Origin of the sequence: Photorhabdus sp. RM71S (genome assembly GCF_042879355.1) — a bacterium.
GTDB lineage: Bacteria > Pseudomonadota > Gammaproteobacteria > Enterobacterales > Enterobacteriaceae > Photorhabdus > Photorhabdus kayaii.
The window spans coordinates 80,399-97,782 of the sequence record NZ_JBHFKV010000007.1 but is presented as its reverse complement, the minus strand read 5'-3'; the positions used below and the strand labels follow the sequence as shown (position 1 = coordinate 97,782).

Here is a 17,384-nt window from a genome sequence, read left to right as displayed (position 1 = left end):
AAAATAGAAAAATAATTATGATTAAGATTGTATAAATCAATAAGGAAATAAATGATGAATAGACGATACCATATAACACTATTATTTAACGCCAATAAAGCTTATGATCGTCAAGTGATAGAAGGGATAGGTGAATATTTACAGGCATTTCAATGTAATTGGGATATCTTCATTGAAGAAGATTTCACCACGAAATTAAATAGTTTGAAAACTTTGCAGAGTGATGGAATTATTGCTGATTTTGATGATATAGAAATCCAGCGTACTTTCAGTCAGTTAGACATTCCTGTTATTGGTGTCGGCGGCTCTTATCACCAAGAAAATCACTATCCTGCGGCTCATTATATTGCGACAAATAACTTCGCTTTAATAGAAAGTGCATTTAATCATTTAAAAGATAAAGGTATTAAACGTTTTGCATTTTATGGTTTACCTCAGACAAGTGGTAAACGATGGGCAATAGAGCGTGAATACGCTTTCCGACAATTAGTCGAAAAAGAAAAATATCAAGGTGTGGTGTATCAAGGAATGGAGACGACACCAGAAAATTGGTTTTACGCACAAAATAGATTAAAAAATTGGATTCAAACTTTACCCCCAAATACAGGCGTTATCGCAGTAACGGATGCCAGAGCTAGACATATTTTAGCCGCATGTGAACATTTAAATATTCCTATTCCTGATAAACTCTGTGTTATAGGCATAGATAATGAAGAAATAGCCCGTTTTCTTTCACGTACTGAGCTCTCTTCCGTTGTGCAAGGTACACAACAAATGGGTTACCAAGCAGCAAAATTGCTTCATCAGCTTTTTAAAGGTTACATTCCTAAAAAATATCATCGCCAATTAATTCCACCTTTAAAGGTTATTGCAAGGCAATCGACAGATTTTCGGGCATTAAATGATCCCGCAGTTATTCAAGCAATGCATTATATTCGTCATAACGCGTGTAAAGGGATAAGAGTTGAACAAGTTATTGATGCTATTGGTATGTCTCGTTCTAATCTTGAAAACCGTTTTAAAAGTGAATTTGGTCAAACAATTCATACTATCATTCATAATGAGAAATTAGGTAAAGTAAAAAATCTTTTAATCCACACCTCTATTTCAATCAGTGAAATTGTTACCGTTTGCGGCTACTCTTCTTTACATTATTTTTACTCCATGTTCAAACGAAATTATAATATGACACCTAAAGAGTATCGAGATAAATATAAAATTACCAAAAAGAGTTAAATAAGCCATCCTCAAAAAATAGGATAGCTTTTAATTTAATCAGATATCTTCGCCGTTCATTGCTATGACTTTTTTATACCAATAAAAACTCTTTTTCTTATAACGTACAAAATCCCCATTTCCATTATCATCAACATTGACATAAATAAATCCATATCGTTTACGATATTCACCGGTCGAAAAAGAGACACAATCGATACATCCCCATGCAGTATAACCGAGGATATCAACACCATCGAATAAAATAGATTTTTTAATTTCAGATAGGTGTGATGCTAAATATTCAATACGATAATCATCATTGATAACACCATCTTGAGGTAATTTATCAACGGAACCCAACCCATTTTCAACGATAAAAATGGGTTTCTGATAACGTTCATATAATTCAGATAAACTGTATCGAATACCTATAGGATCAATTTGCCACTCCCATTCAGAGGATTTTAAATAGGGATTGAGTTTTCCTTTTTCAAAGAAGGATAGGGATTGGCTATTTTTTTCTAACATCTCTGTAGATGAAGCGACGATATCACTCATATAATAGCTTATCGCTAAATAATCAGCGCAACCTTCCCGTAACCAATTTAAATCGCCATCTTCAATATGAAGTTCTATCTTTTTTCTTTCCCATTCTTTAATAAGATAAGATGGATAATATCCACGAAGTTGAACATCACTAAAAAGATATTTCTGACGCATAGCTTGTTGTGCATATAAAACATCTTCTGGCTTACAGCTCGCTGGATATAATGGCGACATATGGATCATGCAGCCAATTTTAAAATTAGGATTTATTTCATGGCCTAATTTGACAACTTTTGCACTAGCAACAAATTGATGATGAATAGTCTGATACATAACCTGTTCTGGATTGTCGTAATCCTGATAAATCACACCTGAATTACAATAACCAAATAGTGGATATTGCCAATTTATTTGGTTATTAATTTCATTAAATGTAATCCAATATTTGACTTTATTTTTATATCTTTCCATAACCACCAGGCTAAAATTCATGAAAAAGTCTATTAATTTTCGGTTATACCAACCACCATATTCCTTAACCAAATAATAAGGCATTTCAAAGTGAGATAAGGTAATAATGGGTTCAATATTATATTTCAATAATTCATCAATAAGGCCATCGTAAAACTTTAAGCCGGCTTCGTTAGGTTGTAATTCATCACCATGAGGAAAAATTCTTGACCAAGCAATTGATGTCCTAAAACATTTGAATCCCATTTCTGCAAATAGTGCAATATCATCTTTATAATGGGAATAAAATTTCACACCTTGATGATTAGGATAGATTTTATTTTCCTCAATACCATTAGTTATGACACGATCAACACCGTGCTCTCCTTTTGTCATAACATCAGCAATGCTCATTCCTTTACCATCCTGATTCCAATGACCTTCAACTTGGTTAGCGGCAACCGCGCCGCCCCATAAAAAACCGGTAGGGAATTTATTCTTCATAGGTAACTCCTGATTATTATCTTCATCAAAAATCTATTTTCTTAATTAAAGATAATAGAATTAATTGAGTTATTCTCCAAATAAACAGACCAAATATCATTATTATAACTAATATTTATTTTTTTCTTTTCTTTATAAGAGTTATTTATATTCACCACTAGGGAACCCGATTTGTTCTCGAAAGCAACGGCATTTCCTGACATATTACCTTCTAACTCAACATGTTGCGCATCAGGTAAAATTAAACCCGAAAAATGGCGCATGACATAATACTCTGGATTATATATCACTTTATTTATTCCTTTTGGAATACTTATCATACTATTCTGTTTCCAACCCCAACTACTTTCTTCCCCTGAATGTAGCACCATATTCCAGTAAAAATAACCATTAGCACCATTAGTTAAATAATGTCTGAAAAGTGTAAATACATAATGAGCATATTCCCAACTATTATGACCATCACCACATTCATTTTCAGTTTGATAATATCTTAATTCCGGGTAGCTTTGTACCGTTCTTTGGATAGCATTTTTTCCTTGCCATTGATAACCAACGCCTTTTATATATTTATAGGCGTCTATGTCACGCAATACACAATTTGCATAATCATCATAATCCTGTCCAATTTCTTTAGAGAACTCAGGGGCATTAATAGTACCTAGCCAAATCTCAGTTTTTACATTATTTTGTTCGAATTTCGGTCCGAGATGGTTTTTTATAAAATCTCTTAATTGCTCACCGTTCCATACACAAGAAGGGAACTTTTGATCCGCAGCAACCTCATTCTGAATATGAATTTGATCAATTGAAATGCCTTCTTTCTGATACTCTTCAACAAATTTTACAAAATATAAAGCATATGCATCCTGACTTTGAGCATCACTCTTTAATCTACCAAAATTATAAACTTGATGGGTTTTAAGCCATACCGGAGGGCTCCACGGTGAAGCAGATATTTTTAAATTTGGTTGCCTTTCTAAAGCCTCTTTTATATAGGGAATGAGTAAACGTTTATCTCTTTTAATGGAGAAATTAGCCATACTATAATCATCTTCAATATCGTTTAAACTATACCAAGAAACTGCATAATCACTGGCACCAATAGGCATCCTGGCCAATGTTAATTTACACTCTCCATCCGGTGAAAATAATTTATCTAGCACTACTTTTCTATTTTCTTTATCCAAACTTAATAAAGCTTTCATCCCAAGCTCATTGAAACAACCACCAAAGCCATCTAGTTTTCGACCTCGTTTATTAGTAATAACTAAATTGGCTTTTTCATCTGTTTTTATGATCGATAATCCTTCTTTCCATTGTTCTTTATCATTTGTATAGATAAGTCTAATCATGATTTATTATTTCCCATAAAAGTATCAATTCATTACAACAAATTAAACACAATTATTTTAACATTAGTATTATGTTATTTCACAAAGGGTTTAATTTAATTGTTTTATTTGAGTTTCATCACATATACTCTACCGAAATTATTTTTTTATTATAAACCACCGTGTTAATAATATATACCCTATGGATTTCAAGATGCATCGCGACGGCAAGGGGGGTATAGATGCTTAAATTAAAGGGTAGGATATAAACTACTTTTGAGAAAATAAGCGTAACGTTATGATAGTCTTGATATATTTTCACTGATATATTGCTAAACCACCTTCAACATCATAAAAAGGAAATTTTATGTCTCTCGTACCATTTAAGCAGGTTGATGTATTCACTCACCGGCCTTTTAAAGGAAATCCCGTTGCCGTTGTCATGGATGCCAAGGGACTCACACCAATACAGATGCAGGCCATTGCTAACTGGACCAATCTTTCCGAGACTACTTTTGTTCTTCCCGTAGAAAACCCTCTAGCAGATTACCGTGTACGGATTTTCACTCCCGGCAGTGAACTTCCTTTTGCCGGTCATCCTACGATCGGTACCGCACATGCTCTGCTTGAAGCCGGTTTAATTCAGGCGAGAGAAGGGCGTATTGTGCAGGAATGTGGGGCGGGGCTGATTACATTGAACATTACTGAAATGGAAAGTGGTCATAAATCAATCACCTTCGAACTGCCGGAACCCGCCATCACATTGCTTAGTGCCGAACAGATAGATCGCCTCGAAAGTATTCTGGGTTGCCCGTTAGATCGCGCGTTAACACCGGCACTTATTGATGTCGGAGCTCGCTGGATTGTCGCTCATACTACGGGAGCAGAAGCCGTGCTAGCAGCAGAACCTGATTATGCCGAATTGTGCGAGCATGACACGCAAATGAACATCACCGGGGTTTGTCTGTATGGTGCCTACCGTGAGGGGACAGAAGCTGATATTGAAGTACGATCTTTCGCCCCATCATGCGGTGTCAATGAAGACCCTGTTTGCGGTAGTGGAAATGGTAGTGTTGCCGCATTTATGCGCCACCACAAGGTAGCAATGATTGACGATAAAATCGTTCATTCATCACAAGGCAAAAAACTTGGCCGTCAGGGAAGCATATGGCTCAGCCATTCTGACGGTAAGATTTTTGTCGGCGGTGGTGCTGTGACTTGTATCAATGGCACCATTACGATATAAATTCCGAAAGAGCACTTGCAACGTCGGAAAACATCTGTTTTCCGACAGGGTACGGGGAATGAATCATTAGTAGATCCCTAATTCTTGAGCCTGATTAGCTAGTTCCCTCATAGCCTCCATATTTTCAGCGTTACGCTGCTTTTTATATTCCATCAGATCAGCAAAACGAATACGCCGGTGTCGACCTGTTTTATGGAAAGGAAGACAACCATCTTCCAGAAGTTTAACCATATGAGGTCGCGATACATTCAATATGTTTGCAGCTTCTTGAGTTGTTTCAAGTTTTGTTGAAAGGAACGCAGCAAATTCACGCAACCCCTTTTCGGCTATTTCACTTTCGTGTTTAGCTGGAAGATTTACATCAGAGAAAGTAGAAGTAATCATGTTTAGCACCTGTTAGTCATTTCACTTTAAAAAACTAAACGAAAAACACAACAAACGAAATAAACGCAACGTGACTGTTTTAAGCAGCCTATCCTCAGAATATTTTAGGAGCATAAATGGAATTAAATCGAATCGGTGATATTGCAGCCTTCGTTGCTGCGGTACGGGCCGGAAGTTATACGCAAGCTGCGGGTTCTATGGGACTTACCCGCTCCGCTATTGGTAAGAGCATTGTGCGCCTGGAGACCCGCTTAGGCGTAAGATTGCTAAACCGAACAACGCGGCGGCTTAGCCTGACAGATGAAGGACGCATTATGTTCGAACGCTGTCGTCAAATTCTTGAAGACCTCGAAGAGGTAGATAACACGATGGCGATGCGCAGGGTAAACCCGACCGGGACGCTGAAATTAACCGCACCGATCTCCTTAGGGAAGCGCCATATTCTTTCCTTGCTAGAAACTTTCCTGAAACGCTGGCCTGAACTACAGGCGGATATTGCCTTTACTGATCGTTATATTGACTTGATCGAGGAAGGATTCGATATTGCCATCCGCATTGGTGAACCGAAAGATGATTCTCGTATCCTTACACGTACCATCGCTACTCAGCGGATGATTACCTGTGCGTCACCGGATTATTTGGCCCGGCGAGGTGTACCTGAAACGCCACAAACGCTGCATGAGCATGACACCATTTTCTTCCAGAGTGCGGATAGACGCCGCACCTGGCGTTTTGGGACTGCGGAAGAAACCTACGTTTTCGACGGGCCGGGACGTCTAAACATAGATAGCGCGGAAACCATGCTCGAATCAGCGCTGGCAGGGTTCGGTATCATTCATCTACCTAGCTATGTTGTTGGTCGGGATCTTAGTAACGGTAAGCTTATCCCCGTATTGGAAAATTATCATGTTGAGCCTGAACCTATCCGAATCATTTATCCAAGTAAAAAGCATCTTTCCCCTCGCATTCGAGGATTTATTGACCTATTGGTAGAGAGCTGGGAAGACGGAGTGCCTTGGGAGTAGCAGGTGAAAGCGCTTTAATGGCAGTGATTATCACCGCCATTAAAGCGCACTGTATGATTACGCGCTTAACTGCTCTAAGGTAGGATAATCGATGTACCCTTCCGGGCCATTAGCATAGAAGAATTCTGGACGCGGCTCATTCAGGGGCGCATCAATTCTCAGGCGCTCAACTAAGTCAGGATTAGCGATAAAGTTTCGTCCGAATGCCACAGCATCAATTAATCCTTTTTCAATCAGTCTCTCCGCTTTCTCGGCAGTATAGGCGCCTGCCGCAACAATCACACCAGGATAAACCTCGCGAATAGTTTGACGAAATGCTTCACTGAAAGGTTCTCCTCCAGTCCAATCAAGCTCGGAAATGTGTAGATAAGCCAGATTACGTTTTGCTAACTCGCGGATCAGGTAAAGTGCTGCTTTCTCCTTATCTTCATAATGACTTAGACCATCATATGGCCCTAACGGATAGATACGGATGCCAATCCGATCAGAGCTCCAACTTTCAATGGCAGCATCCACCACTTCCAAAGCGAATCGCGCACGGTTCTCAATACTGCCACCATATTCATCATTACGCTGATTGGCAGCGGGCGACAAGAACTGATGAATAAGGTAACCATGCGCAGCATGGATTTCCATCATGTCAAAGTTAGCTTCTTGTGCATTGATGGCTGCCTGACGGAAGTCATTGACAATCTGATGAATTTCATCTCTCTCCAGAGCACGTGGCTTAGAGGTGTTGATTCGAATCACATTGCCTTTAGCGTCTCGCACCGAAGTCCGCGCGTTAGCCGATATCGCAGAAGGTGCCACAGGGGCTAGTTGCTCCGGCTGGAGAGAAGAGTGAGACATTCGCCCCGTATGCCATAGTTGCACGTTGCTAAGACCGCCAGCCTGATGAATTCCTTCATTAATTTTTTTCCAGGCACTTATCTGTTCAGGAGTATGCAGCCCCGGTGCGCCTGAATAACCTTTTGCCTGAAATGAAACCTGCGTCGCCTCAGTGATGATCAACCCAGCACTGGCACGTTGACGATAATATTCAGCCATCATTGGCGTGGGAATATCGCCGGGTTCAGTATTTCGTAAGCGAGTGAGCGGCGCCATAAAAATACGATTGGGCGTAGTAATAGCACCTACTTTTAATGGATTAAACAGATGGGGAAACTTCATAAATCCTCCTTTATATGAGACTGCGAAATATCCAGACAAGAAAACGTAATTGCATTATTTTTTGGTGAGAAGAAGGGTAATTGGTAGGAAAGTTAGGTTCAATAGTTTTAATTTGACGCACAAATCCAGGTTATTCATAATGCATTGTTTTAATTGACTTTAATTTCAATTAGGGAGAGTGCGTACCTTAATATGGGAGCGATATTCCCCAAGTTACTAATAATCAAACCTCAGCATTGACTCAATGGCATTAAGTAACATCGGAAGAATTTAATATGAAATTCATCTGATTTCACTGAATAATGAAGGGAGGGGGAATTAAGAGTAGATATATTGAAATAAAGTCAAAGGCTGGCTACAAAATAAAATTACGCGCTTCTGGTTTTCGCTTGGTTTATGAGGTCATGGATAATGTGTTGATTATCGCCGTGGTAGCAGTTGGTAAGCGCGAACGGAGTGAAGCGTATGAACTGGCAAGTAATAGACTAAGATAGGTAAGGAAATGTCAGATACACTGTCGTTAGTTATGATGCAAAATTCAAATGAAGGAGATAAAGATTGTTGAATCTAGTATTAAATTCACAGTTGGCTGCACTCGCTCACCCCGGTCACATAGTTATCTATGCTCCCGGGGATTCACTCCCTTGCCGTCGCGATGCATCTTGAAATCCATAGGGTATATATGTAATTTAGTTATTTATCGTTGGCGAAAATAGGAGTGTTGAACTAAACTCAAATTTTACTTTTGTGAGAGGAAGTTAGCTATGTCTGAAACTCGTTTTTCTGAATCGTTAAACCTGCAATCTCACTGGATGCCATTCAGTGCCAACCGAAATTTCCAACGCGATCCACGCCTTATCGTTGCTGCCGAAGGGCAATGGCTAAAGGACGATAAAGGGCGCCAAATTTATGACAGTCTCTCCGGTCTTTGGACCTGTGGAGCGGGCCATACCCGGACAGAAATTCAGCAAGCTGTCGCTACCCAATTGAGCACCCTCGATTACTCACCAGGCTTTCAGTTCGGTCATCCCTTATCGTTTCAACTGGCAGAAAAAATTGCCAATTTAACACCCGGTGATCTCAACCACGTCTTTTTCACCAGCTCAGGTTCTGAATCTGTAGATACCGTGGTCAAAATGGCACGAGCTTACTGGCGAGTAAAAGGCCAACCCGAGAAAACTAAACTGATTGGCCGTGCACGTGGTTATCACGGTGTCAATATTGCGGGTACCAGTTTGGGGGGGATTGGTAACAACCGCAAAATGTTCGGACAGTTAATGGATGTAGATCACTTACCCCATACATTGCAGAGCGGTATGGCGTTTACACCGGGTATGGCGGAAACCGGCGGCGTGGAATTGGCCAACGAGATGCTCAAGTTGATCGAACTGCATGATGCCTCCAATATTGCGGCAGTTATTGTCGAGCCTGTGTCCAGTTCCGCCGGTGCGATTATTCCGCCCAAAGGGTATCTACAGCGTCTGCGTGAAATTTGTGATCAACATAATATTTTGTTGATTTTTGATGAAGTTATTACTGGTTTTGGTCGCATGGGACGCTGGACTGGCGCTGAATATTTTGGTGTGACGCCAGATCTGCTTAACTTTGCCAAACAAATTACCAATGGCGCCATTCCTCTGGGAGGCGTAGTGGCAAGCAGTGAAATTTATGAGGCCTTTATGTCCCAGCCTCTACCGGAACACTCCGTGGAGTTTAGTCATGGTTATACCTATTCGGCACATCCCGTAGCCTGTGCTGCCGGGTTAGTAACTTTAGATCTGTTGGATAAAGAACATCTTATCCAACGCTCTGCTGAACTTGCTCCTCATTTCGAAATGGCACTTCACTCTCTCACAAACTGCCCAAATGTGACCGACATCCGCAATTGTGGCTTAGTGGGAGCAATTGAATTGGCTGCCCGTGACGGTGATGCCGCTATACGTCCTTTTGATGCCAGCATGGCGCTTTGGAAAGCAGGTTTTTACGTACGCTTTAGCGGTGATACGCTGCAATTCGGGCCTATGTTCAATGCTGAACGAGCCGATTTGGATCGGCTTTTTGACGCCGTTGGGGAAGTATTGCATCACATTGGCTGAGGTGAGGGACGAATAGAAGGGTGACAATGTGCCGTTATAGAAATTTATAACTGACGTAAAATTTAACGCTCACTTGATAGGTGAGCGTTTAGAGATAATGCGAGAAATAATAATGATTCCGAACAACGAATTGGCATGTTGTGGGTGCCGCACTACGTCTGCGCTCTGGCGAAATTGTAACACTTAAGGCAAATGTTGGCCGTATTGCAGTTTGTGCAGAAGCCCATGTGGTATGTGCCGAGAACTGATTTCTGACTATACTTCCTGCTAAATATCAGCGGAATATCACAATAAATTGTAAACTTAAATAATATAATTACGTAATAGTGCAAAAGGGTATATCGACTGGTCAAAAACCAATCCCTTTCGTATTGGATCTTCATGTTCTGAATCTTAAGCCTTCGAGTTAATTTGGTATAACAAGGAGTAGTTATGAAAATATTAAATATTATAATTTTATCTCTATCGTCAGTGATAGCTTCTAATTCTTTAGCCGATGAGATTAGAGCAAGGGATTTAGGCATTCCTTTCTCTGGAGTAACTGGGAAATATAATGCGATTACAGATGTTAGTGGTGTAGAAGTTGGCTATTCAACCATAATAGAAGGCGATGGAAAGCTAGAGGTTGGAAAAGGCCCAATAAGAACAGGCGTGACAGCTATATTGCCAAGAGGAAAGAAATTTAGCCCGGTATTTTCCAGTACATTCTCTTTAAATGGAAATGGAGATATGACAGGCAATCAATGGGTCAAAGAAAGTGGTTTTCTGGAAACGCCAATATTAATAACCAACACTCATAGTGTTGGTGTTGTTAGAGACTCAACAATTAGCTGGATGTTTGATAATAATCTAACATCACCACTAAAAGATGATTTATTTTGGTTATTACCTGTGGTAGCAGAAACGTGGGATGGAATATTAAATGATATAAACGGTATGCATGTAAAAAAAGAACATGTATATCATGCGTTAAATAGTGCTAAATCAGGGCCGATAGAAGAGGGTAATGTTGGCGGCGGAACTGGAATGAACCTTTTTAAGTTTAAGGGAGGCACAGGTACTTCATCAAGAATTCTGGATAAGAAAGATGGCGGATATACTGTTGGCGTTCTCGTTCAAGGCAACTTTGGCGATAGAGATGACTTGATTATTTCTGGAATTCCGGTTGGTAAAGAAATAAAGGATCTCAACCCGATATATCATGGAGACAAGAAAAAAATAAAGGATGCCGGCTCTATAATAGCAGTGGTAGCCACAGATGCACCATTAGCTCCTCACCAATTAGAAAAAATAGCTAAAAGAGTATCTCTTGGGCTTGCAAAAGTAGGTGGGGTAGCCAGGAATACGAGCGGTGAGATATTTATTGCATTTTCAACCGCAAATAATGATGTTTTCTCTAGAAAGGATATAAGAACAATAAAAATGCTGTCAAATGACAAACTAGATCCTTTGTATGAGGCCACAATAAATGCAACAGAAGAAGCAATAATTAATGCTATGATCACCGCAAAAAAAATGGTTGGGAGAAATGGCAATACTTCGTTTTCTATTCCTAAAGATAGAGTTAAAGAGATATTGAAAAAATATAATGTCTTAGTATCACCTGAAATGTAATTTTTTAAACCTCGACTGACCATTTTATGTATATTTAACATGTGTTGGTTGAGGTTAACATGAACAAGGAAGGGTACACAAACTCCAACAAAGTCATCGGTGCCTTCATCGAGAAATGAATATTATGTTTAAAGTCAATCAACACTTTTAATACATAGCCAATAAAGGAAAAATAGGAAATATAATTATTCATGATAAAAGAAAAAACCCCGCTATTTTAAACAGGGTTTATCTGTATTCTTAAAAAGCCTTTAATTTAATCTACCTTCATAGAGAGCTTGGAAAGCGTTACCTCCAGTGTGGAGTTCACAAGGTCCAACAAGATAGTAAAGATTCCATGTCATCCATCCAAATTTAGTATTCTCCGAAAATGAAATAGGCAAATTATCATCAGGATTAACAACATATCTAAAATATATACCGTTAACAACATATTCTGGTTCCTGAGAATTACAAGGTGCTGCCGATACAGTCCCAATTCCTCCAATTAATACTGTTACTAATGCCCCAACTGTTAATAATTTCTTGAACATAAAACTTCTCCTCAAATAGTTTCAGAATTTATATATTTAATTTAAACGTATTACTTACCAAAATCATATGTGATAATGCATGCAAAATATAAATCACCACATCGATGATGTTACAATTTTAAAATTCAAAAACTGCTTATATTTTTCATCCTAGATTGGATTAGGTTGGAAACCTAACTTCCATTTATCATAATAGTACCAGAAATCAAAAAAGCAAATCTAATCTATAAGGATAATTTATTTTCCTATAGTTTTATATGAAACTATCTTTAATGCCAGTATATTTAATTTGTTTTGTATACAATTAGTTTCCCGAAAAACTTTTTTATACTTAATTGTTTTCTTATTATTAATGGCATAGGAAAAATCTTCTATTGGAATATTTTAGAACAACCCATAATCCTACAGAATTAGGGCATGTTATAATGAGTTTAATTTATGAGTAGTAGAGAAAGGTGATACTTCAGGATATTCAGAAAATAATAATCAAATTGCTTAAATACCAAAACATAGTTAAAGTGAATCCGAATTGTCCACTAATTCTCGCAAATATTGAGCCAACTGACTGACAGTTTTCTCACCGGTAGCAGCTTCTACAGTTAAGTTTTCCAGAGTATTGTTGTTATCACGAATGCGAATACCATTACGCCAAAGAAAGCTCATGGTCACGAGAAATGCGGTCCGCTTATTACCGTCATTAAAGATATGACCACGAGCAATCGCTACCCAGTAAGTTGCGGCGAGTTCAAAAAGGTCAGTAACGCCTTCATAGTGAACTCGGTTTTGCACACGATAAATCAATGCCTGCGCTCTACCAGGATCTGCTATCCCGGCAATGCCGGGAAAACGTCGCAGTATGCGATCATGGAAGGCAATAACTTCTTGAGCACTTACCCAAATCATCGGTCAGTCAACGCCGCTATTGTGTGACCATGACGTTGCATCATGGCATCAAACTCGGCATCCAGCTTTGCATTCTGATACACCTCGAATTCCGCTTTACTGATCACTACGGCAGCGCTGCCATCCCGACGGGTGATTTCAACGGGCTCACCATTGACTGCGATATCCAGCACCACAGAAATATTGGCTCTGGCCTGAGTTGAAGTATAGGTTTGCATGGTTATCTCCTTAGGTAGAAGTAGGTGTACACATGCAATGTACATATAAAACGTACATCATTCAACTCACCGTAACACTGGAAAAGGGAGGGATGTCAAAAATCACCTAGTCTATGCGAAGTTGTTTATTGTCTAAGGTTATTTAACATAATATACATTATGCGCATCATGATAGCCAAATAAGAAATAAGTGATGAAGGCGCTTAACAACTAGATAAGATGAAAACGCCTGCGTCGCCATGATGCAGCAAACTAATATTGAAGACTTTTAAACTTAGAGTAACAATCATCACCATGGACTTATTCTGGAAAATCGAATATATCAACGTCCATCGACTGGTGAATGACGCGTGAAATGAAGATATCGTCATCCTGCAACATGTAATAGATGGAATGCTTCTTGAACTCGAAGCGGCGCATTCCTGCGCATATCCAATCACATTCCCTGCCAATCCAGGGAGATGTGGCTAATAGCTCGAAAGTTCTTTTCAGTTCATCGTGATAACGCCTCGCCTGATTTTGACCAAACTGCTGTATCGTATAACGGGCAATATGAAATATGTCTTCATCAGCCAACTCAGAGAACTTATACATTTAAGTCCTTCGCGGCCATTACAAAAATATCATCCATGCTGTTTTTGCTGACAGAGGAATTCAGACCAGCCAGCACCATTTCACGAACATTCTGAATACGTTGCTCGCGAGCCTCCATCAGGCGCAAAGCATCGCGGACAACTTCGGATGTGTTGCCATAACGACCAGATTGGATCATATCACCAACGAACCCGTTGAAGTGCTCACCAAGGGTAACACTAGTTACTCGTGCCATAAAATTCGTCTCTTCATGTATTACTGAGTAATACAATTATAGCAAGGCATAATAATGATCGCCAACGGACTATGTTTGTACACTGCCCGCTAACCATGCGTGAATACATCGAAAAAAATGGAAAACCTGCCTCCGTTCCTACAGCGACAAACACGCCGGACCGGCACGACGCAGTTTGGACGGGTTTAACACCGAGTTTATCTGTACTAACAGCTCTCAGGTTGTTAAAGGTCGTCTCCGAGTATACCTTATCGTACCTGAGTGATTTTTACTCAACAGGTTTAGAAAGAGGGATCCCTTTTTGTCCCGCGTAGAAGACCACGAGAGTAGCACCCTCTTTACCTGTGTAACCGCGATGAATGCTGTCAACCATCTCCGGTACCACCTCTCCCGCCTTTATAAGGCGTTTTTCGCCACTGGATTTTTTCTCTTCCGTTAACACCCCGTCCAGCACGTAAGCTGCATTGGGTATCGGGTGCTCATGCCAGGCAAGGCTGGTATTTGGCGCAATAGTAATTTTGAGAACTGAAAGCTGAGGAGTGCTTTTAGGGTATCCCTGATAAGGCACGCCATCCCAAGATTTTTCAGTCTCAAGCAATTTTTCAACTTTAATACCAGCAGTATTGCTGCTATGTGCTTGAGTGAAAAACGGAGCAATGAGGAAAGCAAAAGATGTAAAGGCTGATAAAGTTCGAATAGATAGCCGCATATGGGATCCTTGTGCATAGTGCATACAGACGATTTACTTGACCAGTACAAAGGATACGAGTATATATTTTTTCATAATTTTTTTTTATGTATTTGTATTTTCAGCCTCATATTCATTTATCTAGATGGATACCCTAGCTTTATTAAGAAGTTGATTTTTGTTATATATCTTTGTTTTATATCATAATTTATTAAACCAGAAAATATGAATGGAGGAAAAATGAGCAACGTTATCAGAGAAATAAGTGACGCTAATATTGCATATGCAGCAACTTTTGGTGATAAAAAAACCCTTGGTTTACCTGCTGTCAGACGATTTGCCATATTGACGTGTATGGATGCTAGGTTAGATCCAGCAAAATTTGCAGGTTTATCTGAAGGTGACGCTCATATTATTCGTAATGCAGGCGGAAGGGCCAGCGATGATGCTATTCGCTCACTTATCATTTCCTATAAACTTTTTGGAACAAAAGAGTGGTTTGTAATTCACCATACTAATTGTGGGATGGAGCTTTTTACAGACAATATCATGGGCGATCTACTAGAAAGCAGCCTGGAAAGCGCGATAATGACGGAAGAGGGATTTAAAGATGTCGGCAACGGTACAGGATCATCTGAGGGAAAATATATCAAATGGCTTACCATTAACAATCAAGTTGATAGCGTAGTTGAAGATATTCATCGTATTCGTACCCACCCTCTTGTCCCCGCAAATATCTCCATATATGGGTACATATATGATGTGAGGTCAGGAAAATTAATTGAGGTCCCTGAAGCAACAAGCATTGCAGAAAGTGATTGATTTTTCAGAAAATGAGGACGTTCTGGCTAGAATGAATCTATGCTCATCTCCGTTTTTGTAACTATTGATCTGAATTTATGATGAGCTTATTTAAATCTATCGGCATCAATGTGGACAAGGATGTCCATGCCTCAATGAGTTTCCATCAGCACTAATCCTCATCCTCCGTGGGTAAAATAGCATTGGGTAAAGCACTAAAAGTTCCCCAATAGAAGGCGATTAGAGAGATCACTGCTACTGCAACAATATCCCAAGGTGCAGGAATAATGCCTTTACCGCCAAACGTTCCTAAATAGGATAGAATGATCATGGCACTGTAAAAACTAATCAACCACAGGGCCGAGGTTATTTGTTGGCGCAAACTCACTTTGCCTATAGGAACTTTATTTTTGAATAACAAGTAGATAAAGAACAAGACAATTTGTAATCCGAGCAACCAGGAAACGGTTTTCCAACCAGACCAGTAAACAATAAAAGCGGAAATAATAAAAGAAAGCGGGCCAACGAGCGCAAACCATTTAACATAAAAAGGACGTTTTATCTCCCTGGCATTACGGCGTAAGGCAGAAGCGGTTACTGGCGCTAATGCGTAGCTCAAAATTAACGCGGCAGAAACAACACTGATGAGTTTTTCCCATGAAGGAAAAGGCAATGTCCAGAAAACAGAAAGAATAAACGTCAACCAAAGTGCAGGACGTGGTATCCCCGATTTTTCATCAACATGGGTAAACACACTAAATAACGTCCCACTTTTTGCCCAACCATAAACTACACGGGGAGTGGCATTCATATAAATATTCCCGGTACCGCTTGGAGAGATCACCGCATCACATACCACCAAAAAAGCGAGCCACCCCACACCGAGGATTAAGGCTATGTCACGAAACGGCAATGAAAAATATTGCCCAATGTTATTCCAGCCACCGAAGAGTAAATCAGAGGGTATCCCGCCAAGGAAAGCTAACTGTAATAAAACATAAATAACCGTAGACAGTGAAATAGAGAGAATAAGAGCAATAGGAATTGTCTTTTGGGGTTTTTCCACTTCACCAGCGACAGAAATAATGGGCGTTAGACCAAGATAAGCAAAGATAATGCCCCCCGTTGAAACCGCCGCTTCAACACCCGATACCCCAAAAGGAGAAAATCCGTGAACTTGCAGATTACTCGGATTGAAATAATTAAACAGGACAATAATGACGAGCAGCGGAACGATAAACTTGAAAATACTAATAATATTGTTGGATTTCGCAAAGGTTTTCACGCTGTTGTAATTAAGATAAAAGAAAAATGCTAATAAAATAAATTGAACCAGCCAGCCTGTCAGTGTCGGATCACCAGAACCAGGTTGACTCAGAAATGGAAACCACGCCGCCGCATATTGTCGAGCGGCGACGACTTCGATGGCTATTAAGCTGGAAAACGCAATTAAGGTGATGGAACCCATTAAATACCCCATGAGTTCACCGTGAGAAAACACCGGATAACGGATAATGCCACCTGATTTCGGCAGTGCTGCCCCCAGTTCGCAATAAACAATACCAAGTAAGAGCACGGCGATACCGCCAATTACCCAAGAAAAAATCCCTGCCGGTCCCGCAATAACAGACACATGACTGGCCGCAAATAACCAGCCAGAGCCAAAAATAGCCCCTAATCCAATGAAGGTTAAATCCGTGAGTGTTAACTGTTTCTTAAATTTACCCTGCCCTGAACCGGATTTTGGACGTGAAGAGGCTTCGTATAGCGCCATAATTATTCGCCCTTTTCTGTTTCTTATTTGATATACGTCAACGTGGAGTAA

The 17,384-nt window shown here is 39.8% G+C and carries 17 protein-coding genes and 1 pseudogene; 7 read left to right on the top strand and 11 right to left on the bottom strand.

The window, feature by feature from the left end:
• The first annotated feature begins 51 nt into the window (after positions 1 to 51).
• Positions 52 to 1,236 carry a XylR family transcriptional regulator gene (locus ACGF5R_RS06235; RefSeq protein ID WP_387690128.1) on the top strand — a complete coding sequence of 395 codons (1,185 nt, stop codon included), beginning with the start codon at positions 52 to 54 and terminating at the stop codon, positions 1,234 to 1,236.
• 39 nt (positions 1,237 to 1,275) lie between these two features.
• On the opposite strand, the gene ACGF5R_RS06230 is transcribed toward ACGF5R_RS06235, so the two are convergent.
• Entirely contained in the window at positions 1,276 to 2,718 is a 1,443-nt protein-coding gene (locus ACGF5R_RS06230) for a 6-phospho-beta-glucosidase (protein WP_387690126.1), read from the bottom strand.
• Between the two features lie 41 nt (positions 2,719 to 2,759).
• Positions 2,760 to 4,073: a glycoside hydrolase family 30 beta sandwich domain-containing protein gene (locus ACGF5R_RS06225; protein WP_112875938.1), complete on the bottom strand. Its 1,314-nt coding sequence runs from the start codon at positions 4,071 to 4,073 to the stop codon at positions 2,760 to 2,762.
• A gap of 346 nt (positions 4,074 to 4,419) precedes the next feature.
• Here ACGF5R_RS06225 and ACGF5R_RS06220 point away from each other — a divergent pair, with 346 nt between their 5' ends.
• Positions 4,420 to 5,298, top strand: coding sequence for a PhzF family phenazine biosynthesis protein (locus ACGF5R_RS06220; protein ID WP_387690124.1), 879 nt, complete (start codon positions 4,420 to 4,422; stop codon positions 5,296 to 5,298).
• Between the two features lie 66 nt (positions 5,299 to 5,364).
• Here the strand turns inward: ACGF5R_RS06220 and ACGF5R_RS06215 are convergent, their stop codons facing one another.
• The gene (locus ACGF5R_RS06215) at positions 5,365 to 5,682 is read right to left on the bottom strand and encodes a helix-turn-helix domain-containing protein (RefSeq protein ID WP_387690122.1); all 318 of its coding nucleotides are present in this window, start codon (positions 5,680 to 5,682) and stop codon (positions 5,365 to 5,367) included.
• A gap of 116 nt (positions 5,683 to 5,798) precedes the next feature.
• On the opposite strand from ACGF5R_RS06215, the gene ACGF5R_RS06210 reads away from it, so the two are divergent.
• Positions 5,799 to 6,707 (top strand): LysR family transcriptional regulator, encoded by a 909-nt coding sequence (locus tag ACGF5R_RS06210; protein WP_387690120.1) that lies wholly within the window; start codon positions 5,799 to 5,801, stop codon positions 6,705 to 6,707.
• A gap of 57 nt (positions 6,708 to 6,764) precedes the next feature.
• On the opposite strand, the gene ACGF5R_RS06205 is transcribed toward ACGF5R_RS06210, so the two are convergent.
• Positions 6,765 to 7,877 (bottom strand): alkene reductase, encoded by a 1,113-nt coding sequence (locus tag ACGF5R_RS06205; protein WP_387690118.1) that lies wholly within the window; start codon positions 7,875 to 7,877, stop codon positions 6,765 to 6,767.
• 356 nt (positions 7,878 to 8,233) lie between these two features.
• Here ACGF5R_RS06205 and ACGF5R_RS06200 point away from each other — a divergent pair.
• The 3 genes and pseudogenes from ACGF5R_RS06200 to ACGF5R_RS06190 form a co-directional block, all read left to right on the top strand.
• Positions 8,234 to 8,371, top strand: a pseudogene (locus ACGF5R_RS06200) (type II toxin-antitoxin system RelE/ParE family toxin); the annotation flags it as partial.
• Positions 8,372 to 8,641: 270 nt separating this feature from the next.
• Positions 8,642 to 9,973: an aspartate aminotransferase family protein gene (locus ACGF5R_RS06195; RefSeq protein WP_262980069.1), complete on the top strand. Its 1,332-nt coding sequence runs from the start codon at positions 8,642 to 8,644 to the stop codon at positions 9,971 to 9,973.
• Between the two features lie 432 nt (positions 9,974 to 10,405).
• Positions 10,406 to 11,587 (top strand): P1 family peptidase, encoded by a 1,182-nt coding sequence (locus ACGF5R_RS06190; RefSeq protein WP_112875944.1) that lies wholly within the window; start codon positions 10,406 to 10,408, stop codon positions 11,585 to 11,587.
• A gap of 251 nt (positions 11,588 to 11,838) precedes the next feature.
• Here the strand turns inward: ACGF5R_RS06190 and ACGF5R_RS06185 are convergent, their stop codons facing one another.
• The 6 genes from ACGF5R_RS06185 to ACGF5R_RS06160 form a co-directional block, all read right to left on the bottom strand.
• Positions 11,839 to 12,120, bottom strand: coding sequence for a hypothetical protein (locus tag ACGF5R_RS06185; protein ID WP_387690115.1), 282 nt, complete (start codon positions 12,118 to 12,120; stop codon positions 11,839 to 11,841).
• A gap of 513 nt (positions 12,121 to 12,633) precedes the next feature.
• A complete protein-coding gene (locus tag ACGF5R_RS06180; RefSeq protein ID WP_112875946.1) occupies positions 12,634 to 13,023 on the bottom strand; it encodes a type II toxin-antitoxin system death-on-curing family toxin in 390 nt (129 codons plus the stop codon).
• A complete protein-coding gene (locus ACGF5R_RS06175; RefSeq protein ID WP_112875947.1) occupies positions 13,020 to 13,241 on the bottom strand; it encodes a type II toxin-antitoxin system Phd/YefM family antitoxin in 222 nt (73 codons plus the stop codon). Before ACGF5R_RS06175 ends, ACGF5R_RS06180 begins: the two co-directional genes overlap by 4 nt.
• Before the next feature lie 300 nt (positions 13,242 to 13,541).
• A complete protein-coding gene (locus tag ACGF5R_RS06170) occupies positions 13,542 to 13,835 on the bottom strand; it encodes a type II toxin-antitoxin system RelE/ParE family toxin (RefSeq protein WP_162119924.1) in 294 nt (97 codons plus the stop codon).
• A complete protein-coding gene (locus tag ACGF5R_RS06165; protein ID WP_112875949.1) occupies positions 13,828 to 14,070 on the bottom strand; it encodes a type II toxin-antitoxin system ParD family antitoxin in 243 nt (80 codons plus the stop codon). The genes ACGF5R_RS06170 and ACGF5R_RS06165 overlap by 8 nt, the downstream gene beginning before the upstream one ends.
• A 268-nt stretch (positions 14,071 to 14,338) precedes the next feature.
• Positions 14,339 to 14,779, bottom strand: coding sequence for a cupin domain-containing protein (locus ACGF5R_RS06160; RefSeq protein ID WP_112875950.1), 441 nt, complete (start codon positions 14,777 to 14,779; stop codon positions 14,339 to 14,341).
• Positions 14,780 to 14,998: 219 nt separating this feature from the next.
• Here ACGF5R_RS06160 and ACGF5R_RS06155 point away from each other — a divergent pair, with 219 nt between their 5' ends.
• Positions 14,999 to 15,580 carry a carbonic anhydrase gene (locus ACGF5R_RS06155; protein WP_112875951.1) on the top strand — a complete coding sequence of 194 codons (582 nt, stop codon included), beginning with the start codon at positions 14,999 to 15,001 and terminating at the stop codon, positions 15,578 to 15,580.
• A gap of 151 nt (positions 15,581 to 15,731) precedes the next feature.
• Here ACGF5R_RS06155 and ACGF5R_RS06150 read toward each other — a convergent pair whose 3' ends face one another.
• Complete coding sequence (locus ACGF5R_RS06150; RefSeq protein WP_262980074.1) at positions 15,732 to 17,333, bottom strand: APC family permease; 1,602 nt, start codon at positions 17,331 to 17,333, stop codon at positions 15,732 to 15,734.
• Positions 17,334 to 17,384 lie beyond the last annotated feature (51 nt).

Bases quoted from the DNA above. Each gene is read 5' to 3' on its own strand.
- ACGF5R_RS06185 (WP_387690115.1), bottom strand. From the start codon at position 12,120: ATGTTCAAGAAATTATTAACAGTTGGGGCATTAGTAACAGTATTAATT.
- ACGF5R_RS06155 (WP_112875951.1), top strand. From the start codon at position 14,999: ATGAGCAACGTTATCAGAGAAATAAGTGACGCTAATATTGCATATGCA.
- ACGF5R_RS06180 (WP_112875946.1), bottom strand. From the start codon at position 13,023: ATGATTTGGGTAAGTGCTCAAGAAGTTATTGCCTTCCATGATCGCATA.
- ACGF5R_RS06205 (WP_387690118.1), bottom strand. From the start codon at position 7,877: ATGAAGTTTCCCCATCTGTTTAATCCATTAAAAGTAGGTGCTATTACT.
- ACGF5R_RS06165 (WP_112875949.1), bottom strand. From the start codon at position 14,070: ATGGCACGAGTAACTAGTGTTACCCTTGGTGAGCACTTCAACGGGTTC.
- ACGF5R_RS06225 (WP_112875938.1), bottom strand. From the start codon at position 4,073: ATGATTAGACTTATCTATACAAATGATAAAGAACAATGGAAAGAAGGA.
- ACGF5R_RS06230 (WP_387690126.1), bottom strand. From the start codon at position 2,718: ATGAAGAATAAATTCCCTACCGGTTTTTTATGGGGCGGCGCGGTTGCC.
- ACGF5R_RS06210 (WP_387690120.1), top strand. From the start codon at position 5,799: ATGGAATTAAATCGAATCGGTGATATTGCAGCCTTCGTTGCTGCGGTA.
- ACGF5R_RS06215 (WP_387690122.1), bottom strand. From the start codon at position 5,682: ATGATTACTTCTACTTTCTCTGATGTAAATCTTCCAGCTAAACACGAA.
- ACGF5R_RS06150 (WP_262980074.1), bottom strand. From the start codon at position 17,333: ATGGCGCTATACGAAGCCTCTTCACGTCCAAAATCCGGTTCAGGGCAG.
- ACGF5R_RS06235 (WP_387690128.1), top strand. From the start codon at position 52: ATGATGAATAGACGATACCATATAACACTATTATTTAACGCCAATAAA.
- ACGF5R_RS06195 (WP_262980069.1), top strand. From the start codon at position 8,642: ATGTCTGAAACTCGTTTTTCTGAATCGTTAAACCTGCAATCTCACTGG.
- ACGF5R_RS06160 (WP_112875950.1), bottom strand. From the start codon at position 14,779: ATGCGGCTATCTATTCGAACTTTATCAGCCTTTACATCTTTTGCTTTC.
- ACGF5R_RS06175 (WP_112875947.1), bottom strand. From the start codon at position 13,241: ATGCAAACCTATACTTCAACTCAGGCCAGAGCCAATATTTCTGTGGTG.
- ACGF5R_RS06220 (WP_387690124.1), top strand. From the start codon at position 4,420: ATGTCTCTCGTACCATTTAAGCAGGTTGATGTATTCACTCACCGGCCT.
- ACGF5R_RS06170 (WP_162119924.1), bottom strand. From the start codon at position 13,835: ATGTATAAGTTCTCTGAGTTGGCTGATGAAGACATATTTCATATTGCC.
- ACGF5R_RS06190 (WP_112875944.1), top strand. From the start codon at position 10,406: ATGAAAATATTAAATATTATAATTTTATCTCTATCGTCAGTGATAGCT.